Raw genomic sequence first — 21158 nt, 5'->3', positions numbered from 1 at the left:
GACCCTTTGACATGTCTCACTTAGTGGAATTTCCATGCATAAAACATCCGTTCAAATCCGGCCGTTTGACGCGGCGCGGGATACGCAGACGTTATCTCTCATCTGGCTCAACGCCTCGCTGCTTGCCCACCCGTTCATCGGTACGCAGCGTCTTCGCGAACAACGCAAGCTGATCGAAGATACATATCTGCCGAACTCCGAAACATTTGTTGCCGAAATTAGTGGTCAAACAACCGGCTTTATCAGCCTGATCAATAATTTCGTCGGCGGCCTGTTTGTCTCGCCGCACTGGCAGGGCAAAGGTGTTGGCCGCGAACTCATCGCTCACGCTCTCACGATCCATGATGCGTTGAATCTCAATGTTTATACCGAGAACGCGCAGGCGATGGGTTTCTACAAATCACTGGGCTTTCGCGAGGTCACTCGCAGTTCCCACGATGATGACGGCATGCCGTTTGAAAATGCACGCTTGCAACTGACGCGGTGAAGGAAAAAGGGCGGCCGCCGGGCCGCCCGTCTTTTTTTTCGCAGGAACGATCAGCCGAAAAGAACGAGACTGCTCTTCACGGTGACCCAGACACCCCAAAGAAGCGGAATTCCGACAGCTGCCCAGGCAAGAGCCGCCTTGGCGTCGAAACCGCCGCGACCGATGCCGAACGAACCGGTCGGCCCTGCATTGGCAGCCGCTGTCTTCGCCTGAAGTGCGGCAACTTCAGCATCCGACATGAACCATTTGTCCGAGAGCGGTCGGACGAAGGCATTTGCGACAAGGCCAATCGCCAGCATACCCGCCAGAATGTACATCGTGCTGGTGTAAAGAGCAGGCCCGGGAGCCACGCCGGCAGCAATCTGCGCTTCGCGGATATAGTTGACGACGACGGGACCCGCGATGCCGGCAGTCGCCCAGGCAGTCAACAGACGGCCATGGATTGCGCCGACAAACTGAGTTCCGAAGATATCGGCGAGGTAGGCCGGGATCGCTGCAAAACCACCGCCATACATCGACAGGATGATGCCGAAGGCGAGGACGAAGAGCGCTTTGTTGCCCATCGTCGCGAGCGTCGGTGCGAGCGCGTACAGAATGATGCCGAGGATGAAGAAGCAGAAGTAGGTGTTCTTGCGGCCGATCTTGTCGGACATGGAGGCCCAGAAGAAGCGGCCACCGATGTTGAAAAGCGAAAGAAGGCCGGTGAAGCCGGCGGCAATCGCCGCAATCTGCGCCTTTTGTCCGGCATCGAGATCGGCAAACCCCACGCCCGGAAGGCCGATCAGCGAACCCGCGAAAATTTCCTGCAGCATCGGAGAGGCCATGCCGATGACGCCAATACCGGCCGAAACGTTCAGGCAAAGCACCGCCCAGATCAGCCAGAACTGTTTCGTCTTGTGGGCATCGCGAAGATGGACGTGTCGCGTTGTGATCATGGCGCTTTTGGCCGCCGGCGCCGTCCAGCCTTCCGGACGCCAGCCCGCAGGCGGAATGCGATATCCGAAGGCGCCGGCCATCATGAAGACGAAGTATATCAACGCCATCACGACAAATGTCTGCCAGACGCCCACCGACGTTTCGGTCTTGAAGGTATTCATCAGGAGGTTAGCGAGCGGCGCACCGATCATCGCACCACCGCCAAAGCCCATGATGGCCATGCCTGTCGCCATGCCGCGACGGTCCGGGAACCATTTGATCAGGGTGGACACCGGCGAGATGTAGCCGAGGCCAAGCCCGACGCCGCCAATGACACCTGCTCCCAGCCACATCAGCCAGAGTTGATGGGTCATGACGCCGATAGCGGCGACAAGAATACCACCGCACCAGCAGCAGGCGGAAACGAAGCCCGCCTTGCGGGGTCCCACCCGTTCCAGCCAGCCGCCCCATATGGCGGCAGAGCAGCCAAGAAGAACGAAGAAGAGCGTATAAATCCAGCCGAGATCCGCCACGCGCCAGTTGCACTGGGTGGTAAACAGCGCCCCGATCAAAGTCAGACTGGAGCAGCTGGGATCCGTGGCCGGCAGCGCTTTCGAGAGCGGCAGCCAGAACACACTAAAGCCATAGGCCATGCCGATGCACAGATGGATGGCAAGGGCCGCCGGCGGCACCAGCCAGCGATTGAAACCCGGTCTTGCGATTATTCGTTCACGGTCCAGCAAACCGGCTTGCGCCGCCTCTCCCGCCGTTGCGCCTGCTACTGCCATTGACACTACCTCCCTCGTGAATGTCTGGAGATTTTCATTCGCCCCGCCAGGCGAATAGCGATGCCGCCGCACGTCCTCCCATGCGGCGGCAAGCTTCATGTATTTCCGCACGCGTCAGATGCGCGTTGTTTCGGGCACGCTCGGTTCCGAAAGAGATTCCCCCGCAATCGGTCCCTTGCCGCCCGGTGCGCCCTTTGCGTCTTCGCCGAGCCCTACGGCATCGGCAGCTAGCGCGTCTGGCCTTCTGATCTCTCTGGATGCGGCAATCACGAGCGGCAGAAAATCGCCGGCACCGGCATCCACCATCTCGAAGAAGCGACGACGCATACGCGGCTCCCAGAATTTGTTGATATGAGTGGCAACGCCATCAACCTGGATATCCTCCGGCTGCGACAGAAAAAACGTCGCAATCTGGTTTGCCATCCTCACCAGCTTTTCGTCCGTGTGATTGAGCAACATGATCTACTCCCCGCGCCAGTTCACGTCCCGACGCCAAATGTTAAGAAGGCCGGGACAAGCCCGGGCCCAATTATTCCGCAGCTTCCAGCTTGCCGGCGATGCGGCGGGACTGACGCGAAAGCGCATCATATTCTTCCTGCCATTCCGTCGGCCCGTTGGATGGCGAGACCTGAACCGCCGTCACCTTGTATTCCGGGCAGTTGGTCGCCCAGTCGGAGAAATCGGTGGTAATGACGTTCGCCTGCGTGCCGGGGTGATGGAAGGTCGTATAGACCACGCCCGGCGCCACACGATCCGTAATCAGCGCTCGCAGCGTCGTATCTCCCGACCGGCTGACGAGCTTGATCCAGTCGCCGTCCTTCACACCACGCTGTTCGGCATCGTGCGGATGGATTTCCAGACGATCCTCCTCGTGCCAGACGACGTTTTCGGTGCGCCGTGTCTGTGCGCCGACATTGTATTGCGACAGAATGCGGCCGGTGGTGAGCAGCAGCGGGAAACGCGGTCCCGTGCGCTCATCCGTCGCCACATATTCGGTGCGGATGAACTTGCCCTTGCCGCGCACGAAACCGTCCACATGCATGATTGGCGAGCCCTCGGGGAATTTTTCGTTACAGGGCCACTGCACCGAACCCTTTTCTTCCAGATAGGCATAGGAAACGCTGGCAAAGCTTGGCGTCGTCGCCGCGATTTCGTCCATGATCTCCGATGGATGGGTGTAGTTCCAGGCAAGACCCATGGCCTGCGCCAGCTTCTGGGTCACTTCCCAGTCGGCGTAACCGTTTTTCGGCGACATGACCTTGCGCACGCGGTTGATGCGGCGCTCGGCATTGGTGAAGGTGCCGTCCTTCTCGAGGAAGGTGGAACCCGGCAGGAACACATGCGCATAATTCGCCGTCTCGTTCAGGAAGAGATCGTGCACCACAACACATTCCATGGCGGCAAGGCCGGCGGAGACGTGCTTGGTATCCGGGTCTGACTGGAGGATATCCTCGCCCTGAATGTAGATTCCCTTGAAGCTGCCATCGACAGCGGCATCCAGCATGTTGGGAATACGCAGCCCCGGTTCGTTGTTGAGCTTCACACCCCAGAGTTTCTCGAACACATCGCGCGTCGCATCATCAGAGATATGGCGATAGCCAGGCAATTCATGCGGGAAGGACCCCATGTCGCAGGATCCCTGCACATTGTTCTGTCCACGCAACGGATTGACGCCCACGCCGGGACGACCGATGTTGCCAGTCGCCATGGCGAGATTGGCGATCGCCATGACGGTCGTTGAACCCTGGCTGTGTTCGGTGACGCCAAGACCGTAATAGATCGCGCCATTGCCACCCTTGGCATAAAGCCGGGCCGCCCCGCGCAGATCTTCCGCGGGAACACCGGTGAAACGTTCCGTCTCTTCCGGGCTGTGCTGCGGCTCGGCTACGAAAGCAGCCCAGTCCTCGAATTCCGACCAGTCGCAGCGCTCGCGAATGAAGGCCTCATTGAACAGCCCTTCGGTGACGATCACATGCGCAAGAGCCGTCAGAACGGCAACGTTGGTGCCCGGCAACAGTGGCAGGTGGAAAGCGGCCTCCACATGCGGCGTGCGGACGAGATCGATGCGGCGCGGATCGATGACGATCAGCTTTGCACCCTGACGCAGCCGCTTCTTCAGCCGCGAACCGAAAACCGGATGGCCGTCGGTTGGGTTGGCACCGATAACAAGCACCACGTCGGAATGCTCGACACTGTCGAAGTTCTGTGTGCCCGCAGAAGTGCCAAAGGCCTGGCCGAGGCCATAACCCGTCGGCGAATGGCAGACGCGGGCGCAGGTATCGACATTATTATTGCCAAACCCGGCGCGAATGAGCTTCTGGACAAGGAATGTTTCCTCGTTCGTGCAGCGCGACGAAGTGATGCCGCCAATGGACTCGCGGCCATACTTGCCCTGAATGCGCCGAAACTCCGAAGCGACATAGGCAAAGGCCGCATCCCAGCTCACTTCACGCCAGGGATCGCCGATGTTCTCGCGGATCATTGGATTGAGAATGCGGTCCCTGTGGGTCGCATAACCATAGGCAAAACGACCTTTGACGCAGGAATGGCCTCGGTTCGCCTGTCCGTCTTTCCACGGCACCATGCGCACCAGCTCTTCACCGCGCATCTCCGCCTTGAAAGAGCATCCGACGCCGCAATAAGCACAGGTCGTCACCATCGAATGTTCCGGCTGACCGATCTCTATCACCGATTTTTCGGTCAGCGTCGCGGTCGGACAGGCCTGCACGCAGGCGCCGCAGGAAACGCAATCGGAATCGAGAAACGCTTCATGCGCGCCGGGCGATACACGGCTCTCGAACCCACGGCCCTCGATCGTCAGCGCAAAGGTTCCCTGCACTTCCTCGCAGGCCCGCACGCAGCGCGAACAGACGATACATTTGGACGGGTCATAGGTGAAATAGGGATTGCTCTCGTCCTTCGGCATCCAGCGGGCATTAAGATCGCCCTCCCCGGTGCGGGCCTTGACGTGGTTGTCGCCCTCGTAGCCGAAGCGAACGTCGCGAAGCCCCACCGCGCCTGCCATGTCCTGCAATTCACAATCGCCATTGGCGGCACAGGTCAGGCAGTCGAGCGGGTGATCGGAGATATAAAGTTCCATCACGCCCTTGCGGATCTGCTTCAGCCGCTCCGTCTGCGTGTGCACGACGAGACCGGCAGCAACCGGCGTGGTGCAGGAGGCGGGGGTGCCATTGCGGCCCTCCACCTCGATAAGACAGAGCCGGCACGAGCCGAAGGCATCCACCATGTCGGTGGCGCACAGTTTCGGCACATCGATGCCCGCTTCGCGCGAGGCCCGCATGATCGACGTTCCCGCGGGAACGGTCACCTGTCGGCCGTCGATTGTGAGCGTCACCATATCGGTGGCGTTGGACTTCGGGGTGCCGTAGTCGAATTCGGTTACAAGGGCCATGGTCTTACTCCGCCGCTTCAACACGTGGGGTGGGGGCAAAATCAGCAGGGAAATGCCGGAGCGCGCTCATCACGGGATAGGGCGTGAAACCGCCCAGCGCACAGAGCGAACCAAATTTCATCGTTTCGCAGAGATCTTCGAGCAGCGCCGTGTTTTTCTCCCGGTCGATCCCGAGCGCGATCTTGTCCACCGTCTCGACACCACGTGTCGAGCCGATACGACAGGGCGTGCACTTGCCGCAACTTTCGACGGCGCAGAATTCCAGCGCGAACCGAGCCTGATGCAGCATGTCTGCCGTATCATCGAACACCACGATGCCGGCATGGCCTATCAGGCCACCAGCCGCGGTAAACGCTTCGTAGTCGAAGACCGTGTCGAACAGCGACACCGGGAAATAGGCTCCGAGCGGACCGCCCACCTGCACCGCCTTGACGGGACGGCCGGTGATTGTGCCGCCGCCGATATCGTTCACCAGTTGCCCGAGCGTCAGGCCGAAGGCGGTTTCGTAAAGCCCACCATGTTTCAAATTGCCAGCAAGCTGGATCGGGATGGTGCCATGCGACCGGCCGACACCGAAATCGCGATAGAAGGCCGCACCACGATCCATGATGACGGGAATGGAGGCCAGCGAAATCACATTGTTGACGACCGTCGGCTTGCCGAACAGGCCCTGCAGGGCGGGTAGCGGCGGCTTGGCGCGTACCGTTCCGCGTTTGCCTTCAAGGCTGTTCAGGAGTGAGGTTTCTTCGCCGCAGACATAGGCACCGGCGCCCATGCGCACTTCCATGTCGAACGCACGGCCTGACCCGAGGACGGAGGACCCGAGAATTCCCTCACGCCTTGCGATCTCGATCGCCTTTTCCATGACCCTGATGGCGTAGGGATATTCCGAACGCGTATAGATAAAGCCCTTGGTCGCGCCAACCGCTAGGCCGGCAATGGCCATGCCTTCGATCAGCACGAAGGGGTCGCCTTCCATGATCATCCGGTCGGCGAAGGTGCCGCTGTCGCCCTCATCTGCGTTGCAGACGATATATTTCTGGTCGGCCACCGCATCAGCAACGGTCTTCCATTTGATACCCGTGGGAAAACCAGCGCCGCCGCGTCCGCGCAGGCCGCTCTGGGTCACATCGGCAACGATATCGAGCGGGGCCATCGCGACAGCTTTTTCAAGACCCTTCATGCCCTGATAGGCGCGATAATCCTCCAGCGACAATGGATCGGTGACGCCACATCGGGCAAATGTCAGACGTGTCTGGCCTTTCAGAAAGGGAATGTCCTTTGTAGGCCCGAGACAGAGGCGATGGTCGCCACCCGTCAGAAAATCCGCGTCGAAAAGCGAAGCGACATCGCCCGCCTTGACGGGGCCATAAGCAATGCGCCCATGTTCGGTGCGGACTTCCACCAGCACTTCAAGCCAGAGCATGCCACGCGAACCGTTGCGAACAATATGGACGTCGAGGTTGCGGACAGTGGCTTCGCGGGCGATGGCATCGGCAACGAGATTTGCGCCAACGGCAAGGGCCGCAGAATCGCCGGGAACAAAAACGGTGACACTCATCGGCGTGCCTCCGTCAGAATCTCACTAAGACAGTCCTCATCAAGACGGGCATGGACCTCGCCATCCAGCATCAGGGCCGGCGCCTGTGCACAGAGCCCGAGACAGAAAACCGGCTCCAGCGTAACGGAACCATCAGGCGCGGTTTCGTGCCAGTCTAGGCCGAGCCGGGACTTGATGGTTTCCGCAAGAGGCTCGCCACCCATCGACTGGCAAGCCTCGGCGCGACAGAGCTTCAGGACATGACGTCCGTGGGGATGATCCCGAAAATCAGGATAGAAGGTAACGACGCCATGAACTTCAGCGCGCGAGATGTTCAGCGCGGATGCGATGATCTGCTTGGCGCTTTCCGGGACATAACCGAATTCTTCCTGCACGGCGTGCAGGATGGGCAGCAGAGGCCCTTCCAGTTGAAGAAATTCGTCAATGACAGCGGAAACACGGGCCGCCTCATCCGCGGCAACCGCTCTGATATTCATGAGCCAGTCCTCCCAAACCGACAGGGGCAGGAATGGCGAAAAAGACTTTCATCAAGCACGCCGCAGCCCCCTGCGTGTATAAACAATGGCGAAGCAGGGTGGATCAGGTCAATAAGGCGTTTCCGTCATCTGATAGGAAATTCCTATCAAACGCCTTTTCCGCTGCCCTTTGACGTGCCTCGTGTAGAAGCGCAGAAACCAGAGGCGTGTGTGGCTCCCGATGGGTGGCGATCAAACCAACGAGATGCTCGGGTTCCGGATCGGTGATGGGAATGATCCTGATCTGCTTCGGAAAACCGAAGGATTCAGCAAGGTTACGCGGCATTATTGAAGCCCATTGTCCGGTGCGGATATGGGAAAACAGCACGATCATGGAGTTGGATTCGAGCGTCGGTTTCGCCTCCACCCCAGCCTCGGCCATGTGCCGGTTGATGATGCGCCTGTTCTGCATATCAGGTGTTAATAGGCAAAGCCTAAGACTGGAAACCTGCTTCCAGGTAACGCTTTCCTGATCCGCAAGCGGCGTTCCGGCAGCGGCAATGAGGTGATATCGCTCGGAATAAAGCGGCACAGTGGTCACGCGCCCAAGTGGCTCGTTGTCGAGGTAACTGATTCCCGCATCGATCTCGAGGTTTTCGATCTGGCTCAAGACCTGCAGCGAGGTGCGTGACGTGACGGAAAAAGTCACATCGGGATGGCGCGCCTGAAACGATTCCGTCAATCGCGGCACCATCGCAAGCGCCGTTGGAATGACGGCCAAGCGAATATGTCCGGTCAGGCCCTTGCGGGCAGCGCGCATTTCCTCGCGCATAGTGCGTGCATCCCCAACGATGCGGCGCGCCCATTCCAGAACACGCTGGCCCTCCGGTGTCAGCCCCTGATACCGTGCCGAGCGCACCACCAGAACGACGCCCAGTTGATCCTCCAACTGCCGGATTGCCGCCGACAGGCTGGGCTGAGAGACACCGCATTCCTCCGCCGCCCGGCCGAAATGTTCAGCCCGCGCCAATGCGATGAAAAATTCCAGCTTGTCGATCATACGCTCTCCCCCAGGGGCGCGCCCGCTTGACCGGTGCGCGCGGGAGAACACTAGAACGTGGCACAAGCGCCCGCAAATGGCTGCAGGCATTTTCCTGCAAACTAGGCGCAGGCGACGAGGGGAGGCCCCTTCACGCGCGGATAGTCATAGGCGTTGACCTTCGAGGTTTTGTAATTGGCGCCAACAAGAGCTTCGGCAAGCTTGATCGCCGCCGTCACGCCATCGATGACCGGAACACCTGTGGCGTCGCGCAGCCGGTCGCAGAGCGAGGACATGCCGGCGCAGCCGAGAATGATCGCTTCTGCCGCATCCTCACACTTGGCGGCCTCGATTTCGCGACGAAGCAGGGCTTCCGCGACCGCGGGGTCTTCTTCAAGGCCAAGAACCGGCAGGTTGATTGCCCGGACCTTCCGGCAATGCCGTTGCGCGCCGTAGTCCTCCACAAGATCCTCGATAACAGGAATGGAGCGAGGAAGCGTGGTAATGATCGAAAAGCGCCGGCTGATCGTCATCGCCACCTGCACAGCCGCCTGGCAGATGCCAATAACGGGCCCCTGCGCCACTTCGCGGGCGGCATGAAGGCCCGGATCATCAAAACAAGCGATCACATAGGCATCCACGCCCTGCCCCTCGCCCTTGCGAATTTCCGTCAGAAGACCGGGAACGGCCATGGCCTCATCCGCCTGCCCTTCGATGCTGACGGGGGTGTCGACCGGATTTGCCGCAGAGACGTGGGTCTCCTTCTGCTTGACCCGGAGCGCACTATCGAGAGCCTGCGCGGTCATTGAGGCGGTGGAATTGGGGTTTATCAAACGAATATGCATCGCACGCATCCTGAAAAGCTGTCACTTGCCGTCAGGCGCGGTGAAATCGGTGATTGGTGGCGCCTTCAAAACAAACTGGCGATCCGAGGTGATGTAGTTGTCGGCGTGAAGCCGGGCGATCGGCTGATAGCGATCGGCATCGACATAACGTCCCTCTTCATCGAGGCATTCGTTATGAACATGCATGTGCACCACTTCGCCGAGCACCAGTGTGCGGCGGGGGTAATCGATCAGTCGCTCCACCTTGCATTCGAATGCACAGGGCGATTGCGCGGCATAACTCGCATCGATCTGGTTGCACGGCATGGCCGTAAGTTTGGCCATCTCCATTTCGTCAACTTCATTGTCGAAGCCGAGGCCGCAGATCAGCATCTGCTCCGAAAGCGCCATATCTACCATATTGACGACGAACTCGCCGGTGCGGCGGATATTCACCATCGTGTCCTTCTCCTCGCCGCTGACCTTCGGCTGAATGCCAAGGACGACGATGGGCGGATCATGCGAAAAGACGTTGAAGAAGCTCATCGGCGCTGCATTGTTATGGCCGGCTTCAGAACGCGTCGTCACAAGCGCGATCGGTCGCGGACCGATAAAATTCGTCAGAAGGCGGTAGCGGCTCTGGGGCTCAAGCGCGCTGAAATCGAATTCCATGATCGGCATCCTAATTTAGTCTACAATTATCTTTCATATTGTTGACAATGTTGCAACCAAAATCCCGTTGATACAGTTGACTTTTTCATTCACATCACGCTTCTCTAGGACGATTGGGGAGTATGTCGAATGAGCGAGCAGGCCGGCCCGTCCACGCAGCAGATTGTCGAGAAAGTATGGCTTTCGATTGCCGAACGCCGGCTGCGTCCGGGCGTGCAGCTGAAAGAAGAGCAACTGGCGACAATCTTTAGCGTCAGCCGTGCAAGAATCCGCCAGGCCTTGTCCGTTCTCGAACGTGACGGACTGGTGACCATCGTTCCCAATCGCGGCGCTTTTGTCTCCAAACCGTCGGTCGAGGAAGCCCGCGATGTCTTCTTCGTCCGCCGTACCGTCGAGCAATGCGTGGTCGAAAGACTGTGCAAATCCGCCACCAAGACAGATCTCAAGAAGCTACGCGACCACGTGGCCAAAGAGCGTGTGGCCAATGCCAAAAACGTCACGACCGACATCATCAAGCTTTCCGGCGGGTTCCACCTTCTGCTTGCGGAAACGCTGGGTTCCGACTTCCTCTTCACCACCATGCGCGATCTCATTTCCCGCTCGTCGCTGATAACAGCCGTTTACCGTAACACGGATCGCTTCAACTGCGGCCCGGACGAACATGCGGAAATCGTCGATGCGATCGCCAACAATGATCCGTCGCGGGCCATCCACCTGATGACCCACCACCTTGAGCATGTGGAAGCGGAACTCGATCTTAGCGAAATCCGCGACCTTTCCCACGACCTGCGCGCCGCGCTCGGCTGATCTTCCGCTCAGGCGCGCTGTCGCTCGCCCGCCCATTGCGTGTCATCTTCCACCAGGTGGCAGGCGACCCGCGTGCCGTTGGCGAGGCTTTTCACCTTAGGGACTTCTGCCGTACATTGCGCCGTTGCCAGCGGACAACGCGGATGAAACGCGCAACCCGAAGGCGGCTTCAGAGGGCTTGGCACTTCACCTGCAACAATCTCCCGATCCCGCTGCGGCGTCTTGATATTGGGGATCGTCTGGAGAAGCAGCCGTGTATAGGGATGGCGCGGATTGGCAAAAAGCTCTTCCGTATCGCCCTCCTCCACGATCCGCCCGAGATACATCACCGCGATACGGTCTGACATGTGACGGACGACGCTCATGTCGTGGCTGATGAAGAGATAGGTGAGGCCGAGTTCATCCTGCAGGCGGCGCATGAGGTTCAGCACCTGCGCCTGCACCGACACGTCGAGCGCCGATGTCGGCTCGTCGCAGACCAGGAATTCCGGTTCGCTCGCCAATGCGCGGGCAATGGAGATGCGCTGGCGTTGGCCGCCGGAAAACTCATGCGGAAACTTTTCGCCGTCAGAGGCCGCCAGCCCCACGGTCTTTAGAAGTTCCTCCACGCGCTCCATCGTTTCGGCCTTCGTCGCGCGCAGCTTCAGTTCGCGGATTGGCTCTGCGATGATGTTCTTCACCCGCCAGCGCGGATTGAGCGAGGCATAGGGGTCCTGAAAGATCATCTGCGCCGACAGGGGTTTGCCCTTGCCGCCGGCCGCGAAACGAAACTCGCCGGCGCTTGGCCGGAAAAGCCCTGTCACCAGGCGGGCAACGGTCGACTTGCCGCAGCCGCTCTCGCCGACAATGCTGAGACAGCCGCCGGCCGGAACGGAAAAGTCGATATCGTTGACGGCTTGGACAAATTGCCGGGGTTTGCGCTCGATAATTCGGTTGAGCAGCGGGGCGGAAACGTCGAAGGTTTTCGTCAGGCCCTTCACCGTCAAGGCCGGCTTGCCCACTGCTGCCTTTTGAGATGCGGATCGTGTCATGCTGTGCCTCCTGCATTCAACCAGCACGCACTGGCGCCGTTGCCGACGGTTTCGAGTTCAGGCCGTTCCCGCCGGCAGCGTGGCCCGGCAAATCCACAGCGGGGATTGAATGCGCATCCGGGCGGGATCGCATCGAGACGCGGCATCGCCCCGTCGATCTGGTTCAGCCGCTCCACCCGCGCACCGAGCGAGGGAATCGAGGCCATCAGGCCCTGCGTATAGGGGTGGCGCGGTTCGTGCAGCACCTGTTCGACCGGTCCTACCTCGATCAGCCGGCCTGCATAAAGCACCGCCACGCGGTCGGCAGCCTCGGCAATGACGCCCATGTCGTGGGTGACGAGCATGACCGCCGTCTGCTTTTCCTTGCACAGCCGCCGCAGCAGCGAAATGATCTGCGCCTGGATCGAGACATCGAGCGCCGTCGTCGGCTCATCGGCAATGATGAGTTTCGGAGAGGCGGCGAGCGCCAGTGCAATGACGACACGCTGGCGCATGCCGCCGGAAAACTGGTGCGGATAATGATCGACACGATCCGCAGGTGATGGAATGCCGACATCCTTCAACAGTTGAACAGCTCGTGCACGGGCATCCGCTTTCGACAGCGGCAGGTGCTGGCGGATCGTCTCGACAAGCTGCGCACCGACCGTAAAGAGTGGATTGAGCGAGGTCAGCGGGTCCTGAAAAATCGCACCGATCTCACGGCCGCGAATGCTTTCCATCGCCCGGTCATCCAGTTGATCGATACGGCGCGACCCGAGCCAGATTTCACCATCGGCGATGTGGCCGGGTTTCTCGAGCAGGCCCTGGATGGCAAGGCCCGTCATGGACTTACCGGCGCCGGATTCCCCGACAACGCCCAGGATTTCACCGGGCCGGATCGAAAGGCTAATATCAGAAAGCGCGGTGACGGTGCCGCGACGACCGGGAAACTCGACCTTAAGATTACGGACATCGATGACCGATTGGTTCATGTCAACCATGCTGGGCAACCTCCACCGGATAGCTCGGAGGGAAAATTTCGGAGACGGGCGGATTTGCCCAGCTCCGTTCGGGATATTTTGCAATCAGGCGATCGAACTGCGCCTGCGCCTGTTCACGGGCACGCCGCATGTCGATGTGGGCGACCTGCCTTTCACGCATCGATAGACGGCCGTCGACAAAAACGGCCCGCGTGACCTTGCCCGAGCCGCCGGTCACCAGCGTGGTGATCGGATCGATGCTCGGCGCCATGACGGTATCGTCGAGGTCAAAGACGGCAATGTCTGCCCTAGCACCCGGCGAAAGACGGCCAAGGTCAGACCGGCCAAGCGCACGCGCGCCGCCAAGTGTGGCCGCATCGAAAAGATCGGCACAGCGGATCTGGTCTGGAGCACCGTCATTGATGCGGCAGGTGATCAGCCCCACGAGCAGATTCATCAGCATGTCCGCCGGGGCCGTATCCGTTCCCATCGCAATGTTGATGCCGCGTTTGCGGCAGGATGAGAAGGATGAGAGTGTGCTGCCGCCACGGCTCGAAACCAGCGGACAGTGGACGATGGAGACGCCGTTTTCCGCATAGAGTGCCAGGTCTTCCTCCGTCGCATTGGTGGCGTGCGGGGCGATCAACCTTTCGCTGAGGAGGCCCGCCTTGGCAAGCCAGACTGGCGCGGTCGAGCCGTGGAGCTTGCGAACCGTATCGACCTCCATGACGCCCTGCGCCATATGGAGACGGAACTTGCAGCCGAGTTCGCGGGCAGCCGCATCGGTGCGCTCTATGAGCGCAAGAGTTGAGGTTTCCACCCGATCCGGCGCGAGCATGCCGCGCACCAGATCGCCGTGCTTTCCACTCTGCTTTTCGATGAAGGCGATCGCGTCGGCGAGCCCCCGAAAACCGCGCTCCTCATCAAAGACTGGCACCATGCGGCCCGGCTCTTCCAGAACCATGCCGCCTGACCGGAAGGCGGGGCTGAGATAAACGCGCAGGCCAAGTTCGCCGGCAGCATCGGCCGCCGCTTCGAACTCCGCCACGGTCTCCCCCCACTCGCGATAAAACAGCGATGCGATGGGGGTTGCCGTGGTGATGCCGTTTAGGAGCAACTGCCCGAAGGCGAAACGCTTTTGAAAGGCAAGCTCTTCCGGGGAATACATTTCGTAAGGACCAGCCTCGACATAGGAGCGCGGCCATACACGACCCTTCGCCCAGCCTGGATGATGATCGATGCCGAGGATCGTCGTATCGAGATCGGAAAGCGCATCGAGATCGATCAGGCCGGGGCTGACGAGCGCATTGCCAAAATCGATACGCTGGGCGACCTCTCCGGGAAATCCATGCCCAACAAAGACGATTTCGCCGTTTTCGAAAACAACCTCACCGTTTTTGAGCAGCCGGTGCGAACCGTCCCGGTGTCCGACAACCCAACTGGCTGTGAGCAACGTTCGCCCTTCCGGCCTTTCGCCAAGTTGCAACGAATTGAGAACGTCGCTCATCACGGCGCCTCCACAATGGCTTTGCCATCTCTCGCCGTAACGCGGCCGCCTTTGACGACCAGTGGCCGGGGAGCGATATCGACAACGGCTTGCGCCAGCGTTTCACCCGTCAAGAGGGTAAAGTCGGCAGCGCAGCCGATATCCAGGCCGTAATCTTCAATGCCCATGACATCGGCGCCGCCCTTGGAAACGACATGGAGCACATGAGCAAGTTCGATATCCGAACGCAGGCCGTTTTTCATGCCGATGATCTTGGCGCGATCCAGCATATCCGGCTGTCCCCACGGACCCCATGTATCGCGGATACCATCACAGCCACCGCCAACGCGCACACCTGCCTCCTTGAGGCGCATGATCGATGGCACGCTTGCCGATGGCGCACCCGTGGTCAGTATGGCGACATCAAGCCGCGCAATCTCGTCGATCAGCCTGCCGACGCGAAGATAGTCATTCATACCGAGCGCGAAGGCGTGGCTGATGGCAACGTTGCCCTGCATGCCGTTCGCCCGGATGCGCTCGAAGATGAGTTCCATGGTGAAGGCGCCGAGGTCGGCTGCTTCGTGCAGATGAATATCGATCGGCACGCCGTGTTTTGTCGCGAGCTGAAAAAGAATGTCCAGCTGACCCTTCGGATCGCGGTCGATGCCACAGGGATCGATGCCGCCAAGCACCTCGCAGCCCTGCTTTAAGGCTTCATCGAGAAGCTCCACCGTGCCGGGCATGACCATGACGCCCGATTGCGGAAAGGCCACGACCTCGATGTCGATAATGCCATCAAGCTTTTCGCGGGTTTCCCAGATGCCTTCGACCAGCTTCAGCCCATGGGTCGGGTCGATATCGACGTGGCTGCGAATATGGGTGCCGCCATTGGCCGCAAGCCCGATGGCATGGCGCATGGACTGGCGATGCGGATCGATGCCGATCTGAACGCGGTTTTCCCGCTCGAAATCGATTCGCTCTCGCAGGATGGCAGCACGATTGTTGACGTGCCAGGGCATGCCCCACGTCGTCTTGTCCAGATGCGTATGGGCATCGATAAGACCGGGGACGGCAATTGCTCCCTTGCCATCCTCAATCGGCATGCCGGGTTCGGCGTCGAACTTTCCGAAGCCGATAATCTTGCCGTTCCTGATCATGATATCGCAGGCTTCGCCCGCCATGGGCCGTACGTTGCGAAGAAGAAGATCGTGCATGGAACTCACCTCAGTTTTGGATTGAGCGCATCGCGCAGCCAGTCACCCAGAAGGTTGACGGTGACGACGAGCAGGCAGAGTTGGAAGACAGGGAACAGCACGATCCACCAGGAGCCGGAGAACAGGAACTGGTTGCCGATGCGGATCAATGTGCCGAGCGACGGCTGGCTGGGCGGCATTCCGATGCCGAGAAAGGACAGGGTTGCTTCGGTAAGGATCGCCATGCCGAAATTGAGCGTCGCGGCGACCATGATCGGCGTCAGCGTATTGGGCAGGATATGCGCCGCCATGATGCGGCGGGCGGGGACGCCGATCAGCTTTGCCGCCTGAACATAGTCCTTGCCAGTTTCGACGATGGCCTGGGCGCGCACCGTACGGGCATATTGCACCCATGCGGAAAGCGCGATGGCGAGAATGAGCACGGCAGATGCCCCAACCTCCCGCAGATTGTCGGGCAGCATCTGGCGGACGACAGTGGAGACGAGGATCGCCACGAGAATGGTCGGGATGGAGAGCGTGATGTCACCGATGCGCATCAGGAGGCCATCGGCAAAACCACCGAAGTACCCCGCCACCAGACCTGCGGTCATGCCTATGACGAGCGAAAGCAGCACGGAGGCAACGCCGATGACGATGGAGATGCGTGTGCCATAAAGAATGGCCGAAAGCATGTCGCGTCCCTGCGTATCGGTTCCCAAGAGAAACGGCCATTCGCCGCCCTCCTGCCAGATCGGCGGCAGCTCGGCCTGCCACATGTCGAGCGATGCGCCATCATAGGGATTCTGGGGTGCAATCCACGGCGCGAAGACAGCGGCGAGGATGAGGATTGTCAGGATGAGCGCGCTGATCTTTGCCGATTTGCTGCGGCTGAAGGACCAGTAGAGATCGCTGTCACGCATGCGACTGAAAAGCGACCGGCGGGCGGATTTTTCCGTTTGCGAAAGGTCTGTCATGAAACCGGCTCCCTTCGGTTAGCGCGCGGCGCGCAGACGCGGATCGATGACCGCATAGGCGATATCGACGAACGTGTTGAGGACAACGAAGATGAAGGAGATGATGCAGAGATAGGCTGCCATGACGGGGATATCGAGGAAGGTGACCGCCTGAATGAACAGCATGCCCATGCCCGGCCACTGAAACACCGTTTCCGTGATGAGCGCGAAGGCGATAAGCGAACCGACATTCATTGTCGTCAGCGTTACAACAGGCATCAGACAGTTACGAAGAGCGTGACGGAAATAAATCCGCCAGCGCGGAATGCCGCGGGCCCGTGCGAATTTCACGAAATCGGACCGCAGAACTTCAAGCATTTCCGCTCGCACCAGTCGCATGACGAGCGTGATCTGATAAAGCGAAAGCGCGATAGCCGGGAGAATGAGGGCCGCGCGTCCGGATGACGTCAATAGCCCCGTCGACCACCAGCCGAGCTGGACGACATCGCCGCGACCGAAGGCCGGTGCCCAGCCGAGGGAAACGGAAAAGACCAGAATGAGTAGGATGCCGACAACGAAGCTCGGCAGCGAAACGCCGACAATCGACAGGAATTGCAGGCCCTCCGTATACCACTTCCCGCGCCGGATCGCCGTCAGAACGCCAAGAGGCAGGCCGACGACCAGCGATATGACGGTGGCAACCAGCACCAGCTCAAGTGTTGCAGGGAACCGTTCGGCGATCAGCGGCAGCACCTGCTGCCCATTGCGGTAGGAAACACCGAAATTCCCCTCCGCTGCATCTTTGACAAATCGCAGATATTGGGTCGGCAGGCTGTCATTGAGGCCCAGCCGTTCACGTAGCGCGGCACGATCTTCCTGCGAGGTCTGTTCGCCGACCATCAGTTCGACGGGATCGCCCGCCAGCCGAAAAATGAGAAAGGCGAGAAGCGCGACGGAAAGCATGACGAGCACGGCATTTCCCAAACGCTTGATGATGAAAACCAGCATTGTTACCTCTCGGACGCGAGCCTGAGCCACGCGGGCTTTCAGGTTCGATCACTCTCTTCCAGAGATGGGCCAAAGATTTCACGGCCTAACTTAGCCGCAACAACATACAACTTTGTCGACAATTTCGACGCGGATTCACCCTGATCTCGAACCGGTTGACCGCTAAGCAACTGAGGCGCTCGGCCTGGGCCGGCGCCTCAACAACGTGTCTTACTTGTCGACCTGGGTCAGCCAATGGCGTGGCTTGTTGTCGGCACGGAAGTCGACACTTTTCACCTTGGCCAGCATAGCCCAGGCAATCGGCTGCTGGTGCAACGGCACGAGCATGGTCTCGTCCTTGGCGATCTTCAGCGCAGCTTCTTCAAGCGCCAGGCGCTTCGTATTGTCCTGCTCCTGCGCCGCCTGCGCGACAAGCTTGTCAATTTCCGGGTTGGACCAGCCGCCATAATTGGAGACGCCCATCGCACCCTTGCGGGTGGAGAGGATCTGCGACAGCATCGAGAAGGCGTCCAGCGTCGGCTCGTTCGCCCAGCTGAGGTTGAAGACGTCAGCCTTGCCGCCATTGCGCTTGGGTGACTGTACCGAACGTGGCGCAATATCGATCGTCGGCTGGAAACCGCCGCGCTTCAGCATATTGGCAACGCCCGAGCAGATGTCCTCCTCATTGACGCTCTCGTCATTCATGCAGGTATAGGTGAAGGCGAGGTTCTTCATGCCGGCATCGGCAAGCAGCTTCTGCGCCTTGGCCGGATCGGCCGGTTCAAAGGTATCAAGCGACTTGGCGTAGCCCGCAATTTCGGGCGCGATCAGCGAACCAGAAGGTCTTGCAAGACCACGCATGACTTTCTTGTTGATCAGGTCTCGATCGATCGATGCTTCGAAGGCCTGACGGACACGCAGATCATTGAAGGGATTTGGCTGGCCATTCTCGAGCTTTTCGCGGCGATTGAAGCCGATGAAGAGCGTGCGAAGCTCAGTGCGTTTCTTGACCGAGATATTGGGCGAGGATTCCAGGCGCGGCAAATCCTGGATCGGAGCGGAATCGATCAGGTCGATTTCACCCGACAGCAGGGCCGCAACGCGTGTCGCAGCAGATGCAATAGGCACGAATTCAATGCGGTCGAGATTGTGCTTCCTCTGGTCCCACCAGCCTTCATTCGCAACGAGAACAGTTTTGCTGTCCGGAACGCGGCTCTCCAGCTTGAAGGGGCCGGTGCCATTGGTGTGCATGGTGGTGTAGCCATCAACCTTCGACGCGAAGTCGGTAGGCTTCTCGCTATTGTTATCTTTCAACCACTTGGCATTAAAGATGAAGATGTTGGTTATGTCGTTCAGAAAGAGCGAGGTAGGCGCGTTGACATCGAGGTCAACCGTGTAGTCGTCGACCTTTTTGACGCCAGCGTAAATCGGAATATTGCCACGCAGCGGCGAGGTTGCGTCCGACGCGCGCGTGAAAGATGCGACGACGTCATCGGCGGTAAAGTCTGCGCCGTCATGGAACTTCACACCCTTGCGCAGGGTGAAGCGCCAGGTCTTACCGTCAATCAGCTTCCACTCGGTGGCAAGTGCGGGCTCTATCTGAAAATCCGGCCCGTAGCGAACGAGGCCCTCGTAAATATGGTTCAGAAAAGCCAGGTTGGACGTCGACGGCACCGAATAGGGGTCCAGTGAATAAAGATCGGCGCGACCGCCCCAGCGAAGGGTCTCGGCATTGGCGGGAACGGCAATGGCGGCGGCAGCCATGGCCGCCAGGACGAAACTTCTGATACGGGACATTTGACCCCCCCCTTTTTTATAAATCGTTGAAAGACCGCAAGGCGGTCCGGTCTGGCAGAGGGAGTATTGTTTCGCCCAGGCTTATTGTCAATAATATTGTTGACAATTATCGTACTCAAAATCGTATGTTTTTGGAAACGGGCTGAAATTCAGGGAGGACGAAATATGACAGGCTTTCTGCTGCTGCACGGAACGATTGTCACGGTCGACAGAGAGAGACGCATGATTGAAGACGGCGCATTGGCCATCGAGGGCGACAGGATTGTCGACATCGGCGCAGCGCAAGATCTCCAGTCTCGCCACACCGACAAACAAAATATTGATTGCCGGGGAAAGCTGATCATCCCCGGCCTGATCGATGCTCATGGCCATGCCGGCCACGCGCTTCTTCGCAGCATTGCAGCGGACACCAATGCAATGTGGATGAAAATCATCACCCCGACCTATTATCACTACGTGACCCGCGACTACTGGTATGCGGACGGGTTGATTTCCGGCATTGAACGGCTGCGCGCCGGGGTGACGACCGGGGCGAGCATCATCACCTCGATGCCGCGCGCGGATGACCCCGTCTTCGCCGTCAATCACGCCCGCGCCTATAGCGAACTCGGCCTTCGCGAAATTATCTGCGTTGGGCCGTCGGGCCTCCCCTGGCCGCATCAGGTTACGCGGTGGGAGAGCGGTTCGCCAGAGCGTCGCGACGTAAGCTTCGACGAGATGATGGAGGGCAGCGAAGCGGTGATCGAAGCATTGCACGGCAGCGCCGATGGCCGTATCAGCGTTTTTCTGACGCCTTTCACCATCGTGCCTTCGGTCGAACCATCAAATGCATCGACGCCCGATCAGGCTGTGAAACTGACCGAAGGCGACAGGATGCAGGCCCGCCGGATACGAGAGATGGCGCGCAAGACAGGTGTGAGGCTTCATTCTGACGCCTTTGCCGGGCAAATCCGCATGGCGTTCCAGGACAAGGAAAATGCCCTGCTCGGCCCTGACATTCACCTTCAGCACTGCTGGGGCATATCCCATGACGAGATCGACATCTTGGCGCAAACCGGCACCCGCGTGACCCACGCGCCACCGGGCCGCGCGACCCCCATCATGGAAATGATGTCGAAAGGCATTCGTGTCGCCATCACCACCGATGGTGCGGCCCCCAGCCGCCATTTCGACATGTTGCAGACGGCGCGCCTGGCACAATTCACGCAACATCTCCTGCACAATCACGACCGCTACCTGCTTCCGCCCGGCAAGATATTTGAGATGATCACCATCGATGCCGCCCATGCCATCGGCATGGAGGACGAGATCGGTTCGCTCGAAATCGGCAAGAAGGCTGACGTCGTCATCATCGATATGCGCAAACCGCATCTCATGCCCATGTGGATGCCTGTTCATCGGTTGGTGCATCAGGTTCTCGGAAGCGATGTCGACACCGTATTTGTGGACGGCAAGCTGCTGATGGAAAACGGACGGGTCCTGACGGTAGATGTCGATGCTGCCATTGCCTTTGGCCAGCAGGAAGCCACGGCGCTGGCGGAGCGGGCTGGCCTGAAAGCACATATGCATGATCCCGGCTGGGGCCGCCTGCTGCGCACATTTGACGAACCGGTACACCCTCCGCGTCCCCCGGAAGATGCAAGCTACCGCGCGGGCGAGCATGGACTCGATCAGAACCCATAAATCAACAGGCTACGGCAAATCCTCATTTGTAATACCGTCAGCTCCCCGAAAAAAACTCCCCGGCCTGGAGTGGACCGGGAAGCAAACCTGACATCATGTCAGGAACTTT

At 59.5% G+C, this 21158-nt stretch carries 18 protein-coding genes; 3 read left to right on the top strand and 15 right to left on the bottom strand.

What is annotated here, in order from left to right; translation table 11 throughout:
* Window positions 1-34 precede the first annotated feature (34 nt).
* Window positions 35-487: a GNAT family N-acetyltransferase gene (locus FS804_RS20180; RefSeq protein ID WP_144578662.1), complete on the top strand. Its 453-nt coding sequence runs from the start codon at window positions 35-37 to the stop codon at window positions 485-487.
* A 50-nt stretch (window positions 488-537) separates the two neighbouring features.
* Here FS804_RS20180 and FS804_RS20175 read toward each other — a convergent pair whose 3' ends face one another.
* The 8 genes from FS804_RS20175 to FS804_RS20140 form a co-directional block, all read right to left on the bottom strand.
* Window positions 538-2190 (bottom strand): OFA family MFS transporter, encoded by a 1653-nt coding sequence (locus FS804_RS20175; protein ID WP_144578661.1) that lies wholly within the window; start codon window positions 2188-2190, stop codon window positions 538-540.
* A gap of 114 nt (window positions 2191-2304) precedes the next feature.
* Window positions 2305-2649 carry a formate dehydrogenase subunit delta gene (locus FS804_RS20170; RefSeq protein WP_144578660.1) on the bottom strand — a complete coding sequence of 115 codons (345 nt, stop codon included), beginning with the start codon at window positions 2647-2649 and terminating at the stop codon, window positions 2305-2307.
* 70 nt (window positions 2650-2719) lie between these two features.
* Entirely contained in the window at window positions 2720-5602 is a 2883-nt protein-coding gene (gene fdhF, locus FS804_RS20165; protein ID WP_144578659.1) for a formate dehydrogenase subunit alpha, read from the bottom strand.
* A gap of 4 nt (window positions 5603-5606) precedes the next feature.
* Complete coding sequence (locus tag FS804_RS20160) at window positions 5607-7163, bottom strand: NADH-quinone oxidoreductase subunit NuoF (RefSeq protein WP_144578658.1); 1557 nt, start codon at window positions 7161-7163, stop codon at window positions 5607-5609.
* Window positions 7160-7639, bottom strand: coding sequence for a formate dehydrogenase subunit gamma (locus FS804_RS20155; RefSeq protein WP_144578657.1), 480 nt, complete (start codon window positions 7637-7639; stop codon window positions 7160-7162). The genes FS804_RS20160 and FS804_RS20155 overlap by 4 nt, the downstream gene beginning before the upstream one ends.
* 103 nt (window positions 7640-7742) lie before the next feature.
* Window positions 7743-8678, bottom strand: a complete 936-nt coding sequence (locus FS804_RS20150; RefSeq protein ID WP_144578656.1) for a LysR family transcriptional regulator — start codon at window positions 8676-8678, stop codon at window positions 7743-7745.
* A gap of 101 nt (window positions 8679-8779) precedes the next feature.
* Window positions 8780-9502 carry an aspartate/glutamate racemase family protein gene (locus FS804_RS20145; protein WP_144578655.1) on the bottom strand — a complete coding sequence of 241 codons (723 nt, stop codon included), beginning with the start codon at window positions 9500-9502 and terminating at the stop codon, window positions 8780-8782.
* Between the two features lie 21 nt (window positions 9503-9523).
* Window positions 9524-10153 (bottom strand): flavin reductase family protein, encoded by a 630-nt coding sequence (locus FS804_RS20140; RefSeq protein ID WP_144578654.1) that lies wholly within the window; start codon window positions 10151-10153, stop codon window positions 9524-9526.
* Window positions 10154-10282: 129 nt separating this feature from the next.
* Between FS804_RS20140 and FS804_RS20135 the strand changes: the two genes are divergently transcribed.
* The gene (locus tag FS804_RS20135) at window positions 10283-10960 is read left to right on the top strand and encodes a GntR family transcriptional regulator (RefSeq protein ID WP_144578653.1); all 678 of its coding nucleotides are present in this window, start codon (window positions 10283-10285) and stop codon (window positions 10958-10960) included.
* Between the two features lie 8 nt (window positions 10961-10968).
* Here the strand turns inward: FS804_RS20135 and FS804_RS20130 are convergent, their stop codons facing one another.
* The 7 genes from FS804_RS20130 to FS804_RS20100 form a co-directional block, all read right to left on the bottom strand.
* On the bottom strand, window positions 10969-11991 hold the full coding sequence (locus FS804_RS20130) for an ABC transporter ATP-binding protein (RefSeq protein WP_144578652.1): 1023 nt from the start codon (window positions 11989-11991) through the stop codon (window positions 10969-10971).
* On the bottom strand, window positions 11988-12971 hold the full coding sequence (locus FS804_RS20125) for an ABC transporter ATP-binding protein (protein WP_004444579.1): 984 nt from the start codon (window positions 12969-12971) through the stop codon (window positions 11988-11990). Before FS804_RS20125 ends, FS804_RS20130 begins: the two co-directional genes overlap by 4 nt.
* Window positions 12964-14457: an amidohydrolase family protein gene (locus FS804_RS20120; RefSeq protein WP_063951686.1), complete on the bottom strand. Its 1494-nt coding sequence runs from the start codon at window positions 14455-14457 to the stop codon at window positions 12964-12966. The genes FS804_RS20125 and FS804_RS20120 overlap by 8 nt, the downstream gene beginning before the upstream one ends.
* On the bottom strand, window positions 14457-15650 hold the full coding sequence (locus FS804_RS20115) for an amidohydrolase family protein (RefSeq protein ID WP_063951685.1): 1194 nt from the start codon (window positions 15648-15650) through the stop codon (window positions 14457-14459). The genes FS804_RS20120 and FS804_RS20115 overlap by 1 nt, the downstream gene beginning before the upstream one ends.
* Window positions 15651-15655: 5 nt before the next feature.
* Complete coding sequence (locus tag FS804_RS20110; protein ID WP_063951684.1) at window positions 15656-16603, bottom strand: ABC transporter permease; 948 nt, start codon at window positions 16601-16603, stop codon at window positions 15656-15658.
* A gap of 18 nt (window positions 16604-16621) precedes the next feature.
* The gene (locus tag FS804_RS20105; protein WP_063951683.1) at window positions 16622-17590 is read right to left on the bottom strand and encodes an ABC transporter permease; all 969 of its coding nucleotides are present in this window, start codon (window positions 17588-17590) and stop codon (window positions 16622-16624) included.
* Window positions 17591-17800: 210 nt separating this feature from the next.
* A complete protein-coding gene (locus tag FS804_RS20100) occupies window positions 17801-19366 on the bottom strand; it encodes an ABC transporter substrate-binding protein (protein ID WP_144578651.1) in 1566 nt (521 codons plus the stop codon).
* A 165-nt stretch (window positions 19367-19531) separates the two neighbouring features.
* Here FS804_RS20100 and FS804_RS20095 point away from each other — a divergent pair, with 165 nt between their 5' ends.
* Complete coding sequence (locus tag FS804_RS20095; protein WP_144578650.1) at window positions 19532-21049, top strand: amidohydrolase family protein; 1518 nt, start codon at window positions 19532-19534, stop codon at window positions 21047-21049.
* The last annotated feature ends 109 nt before the right edge of the window (window positions 21050-21158 follow it).

The sequence above is a fragment of the Agrobacterium sp. DE0009 genome, assembly GCF_007680755.1.
GTDB classification, from domain to species: Bacteria; Pseudomonadota; Alphaproteobacteria; order Rhizobiales; family Rhizobiaceae; genus Agrobacterium; species Agrobacterium tumefaciens_B.
The sequence above is the reverse complement of the archived record's forward strand: the minus strand, read 5'-3'. Positions and strand labels throughout refer to the sequence as shown.

Coding starts and splice junctions, on each gene's coding strand:
- FS804_RS20180 (WP_144578662.1), top strand. CDS start 35: ATGCATAAAACATCCGTTCAAATCCGGCCGTTTGACGCGGCGCGGGAT.
- FS804_RS20175 (WP_144578661.1), bottom strand. CDS start 2,190: ATGGCAGTAGCAGGCGCAACGGCGGGAGAGGCGGCGCAAGCCGGTTTG.
- FS804_RS20170 (WP_144578660.1), bottom strand. CDS start 2,649: ATGTTGCTCAATCACACGGACGAAAAGCTGGTGAGGATGGCAAACCAG.
- fdhF (WP_144578659.1), bottom strand. CDS start 5,602: ATGGCCCTTGTAACCGAATTCGACTACGGCACCCCGAAGTCCAACGCC.
- FS804_RS20160 (WP_144578658.1), bottom strand. CDS start 7,163: ATGAGTGTCACCGTTTTTGTTCCCGGCGATTCTGCGGCCCTTGCCGTT.
- FS804_RS20155 (WP_144578657.1), bottom strand. CDS start 7,639: ATGAATATCAGAGCGGTTGCCGCGGATGAGGCGGCCCGTGTTTCCGCT.
- FS804_RS20150 (WP_144578656.1), bottom strand. CDS start 8,678: ATGATCGACAAGCTGGAATTTTTCATCGCATTGGCGCGGGCTGAACAT.
- FS804_RS20145 (WP_144578655.1), bottom strand. CDS start 9,502: ATGCATATTCGTTTGATAAACCCCAATTCCACCGCCTCAATGACCGCG.
- FS804_RS20140 (WP_144578654.1), bottom strand. CDS start 10,153: ATGGAATTCGATTTCAGCGCGCTTGAGCCCCAGAGCCGCTACCGCCTT.
- FS804_RS20135 (WP_144578653.1), top strand. CDS start 10,283: ATGAGCGAGCAGGCCGGCCCGTCCACGCAGCAGATTGTCGAGAAAGTA.
- FS804_RS20130 (WP_144578652.1), bottom strand. CDS start 11,991: ATGACACGATCCGCATCTCAAAAGGCAGCAGTGGGCAAGCCGGCCTTG.
- FS804_RS20125 (WP_004444579.1), bottom strand. CDS start 12,971: ATGGTTGACATGAACCAATCGGTCATCGATGTCCGTAATCTTAAGGTC.
- FS804_RS20120 (WP_063951686.1), bottom strand. CDS start 14,457: ATGAGCGACGTTCTCAATTCGTTGCAACTTGGCGAAAGGCCGGAAGGG.
- FS804_RS20115 (WP_063951685.1), bottom strand. CDS start 15,650: ATGCACGATCTTCTTCTTCGCAACGTACGGCCCATGGCGGGCGAAGCC.
- FS804_RS20110 (WP_063951684.1), bottom strand. CDS start 16,603: ATGACAGACCTTTCGCAAACGGAAAAATCCGCCCGCCGGTCGCTTTTC.
- FS804_RS20105 (WP_063951683.1), bottom strand. CDS start 17,590: ATGCTGGTTTTCATCATCAAGCGTTTGGGAAATGCCGTGCTCGTCATG.
- FS804_RS20100 (WP_144578651.1), bottom strand. CDS start 19,366: ATGTCCCGTATCAGAAGTTTCGTCCTGGCGGCCATGGCTGCCGCCGCC.
- FS804_RS20095 (WP_144578650.1), top strand. CDS start 19,532: ATGACAGGCTTTCTGCTGCTGCACGGAACGATTGTCACGGTCGACAGA.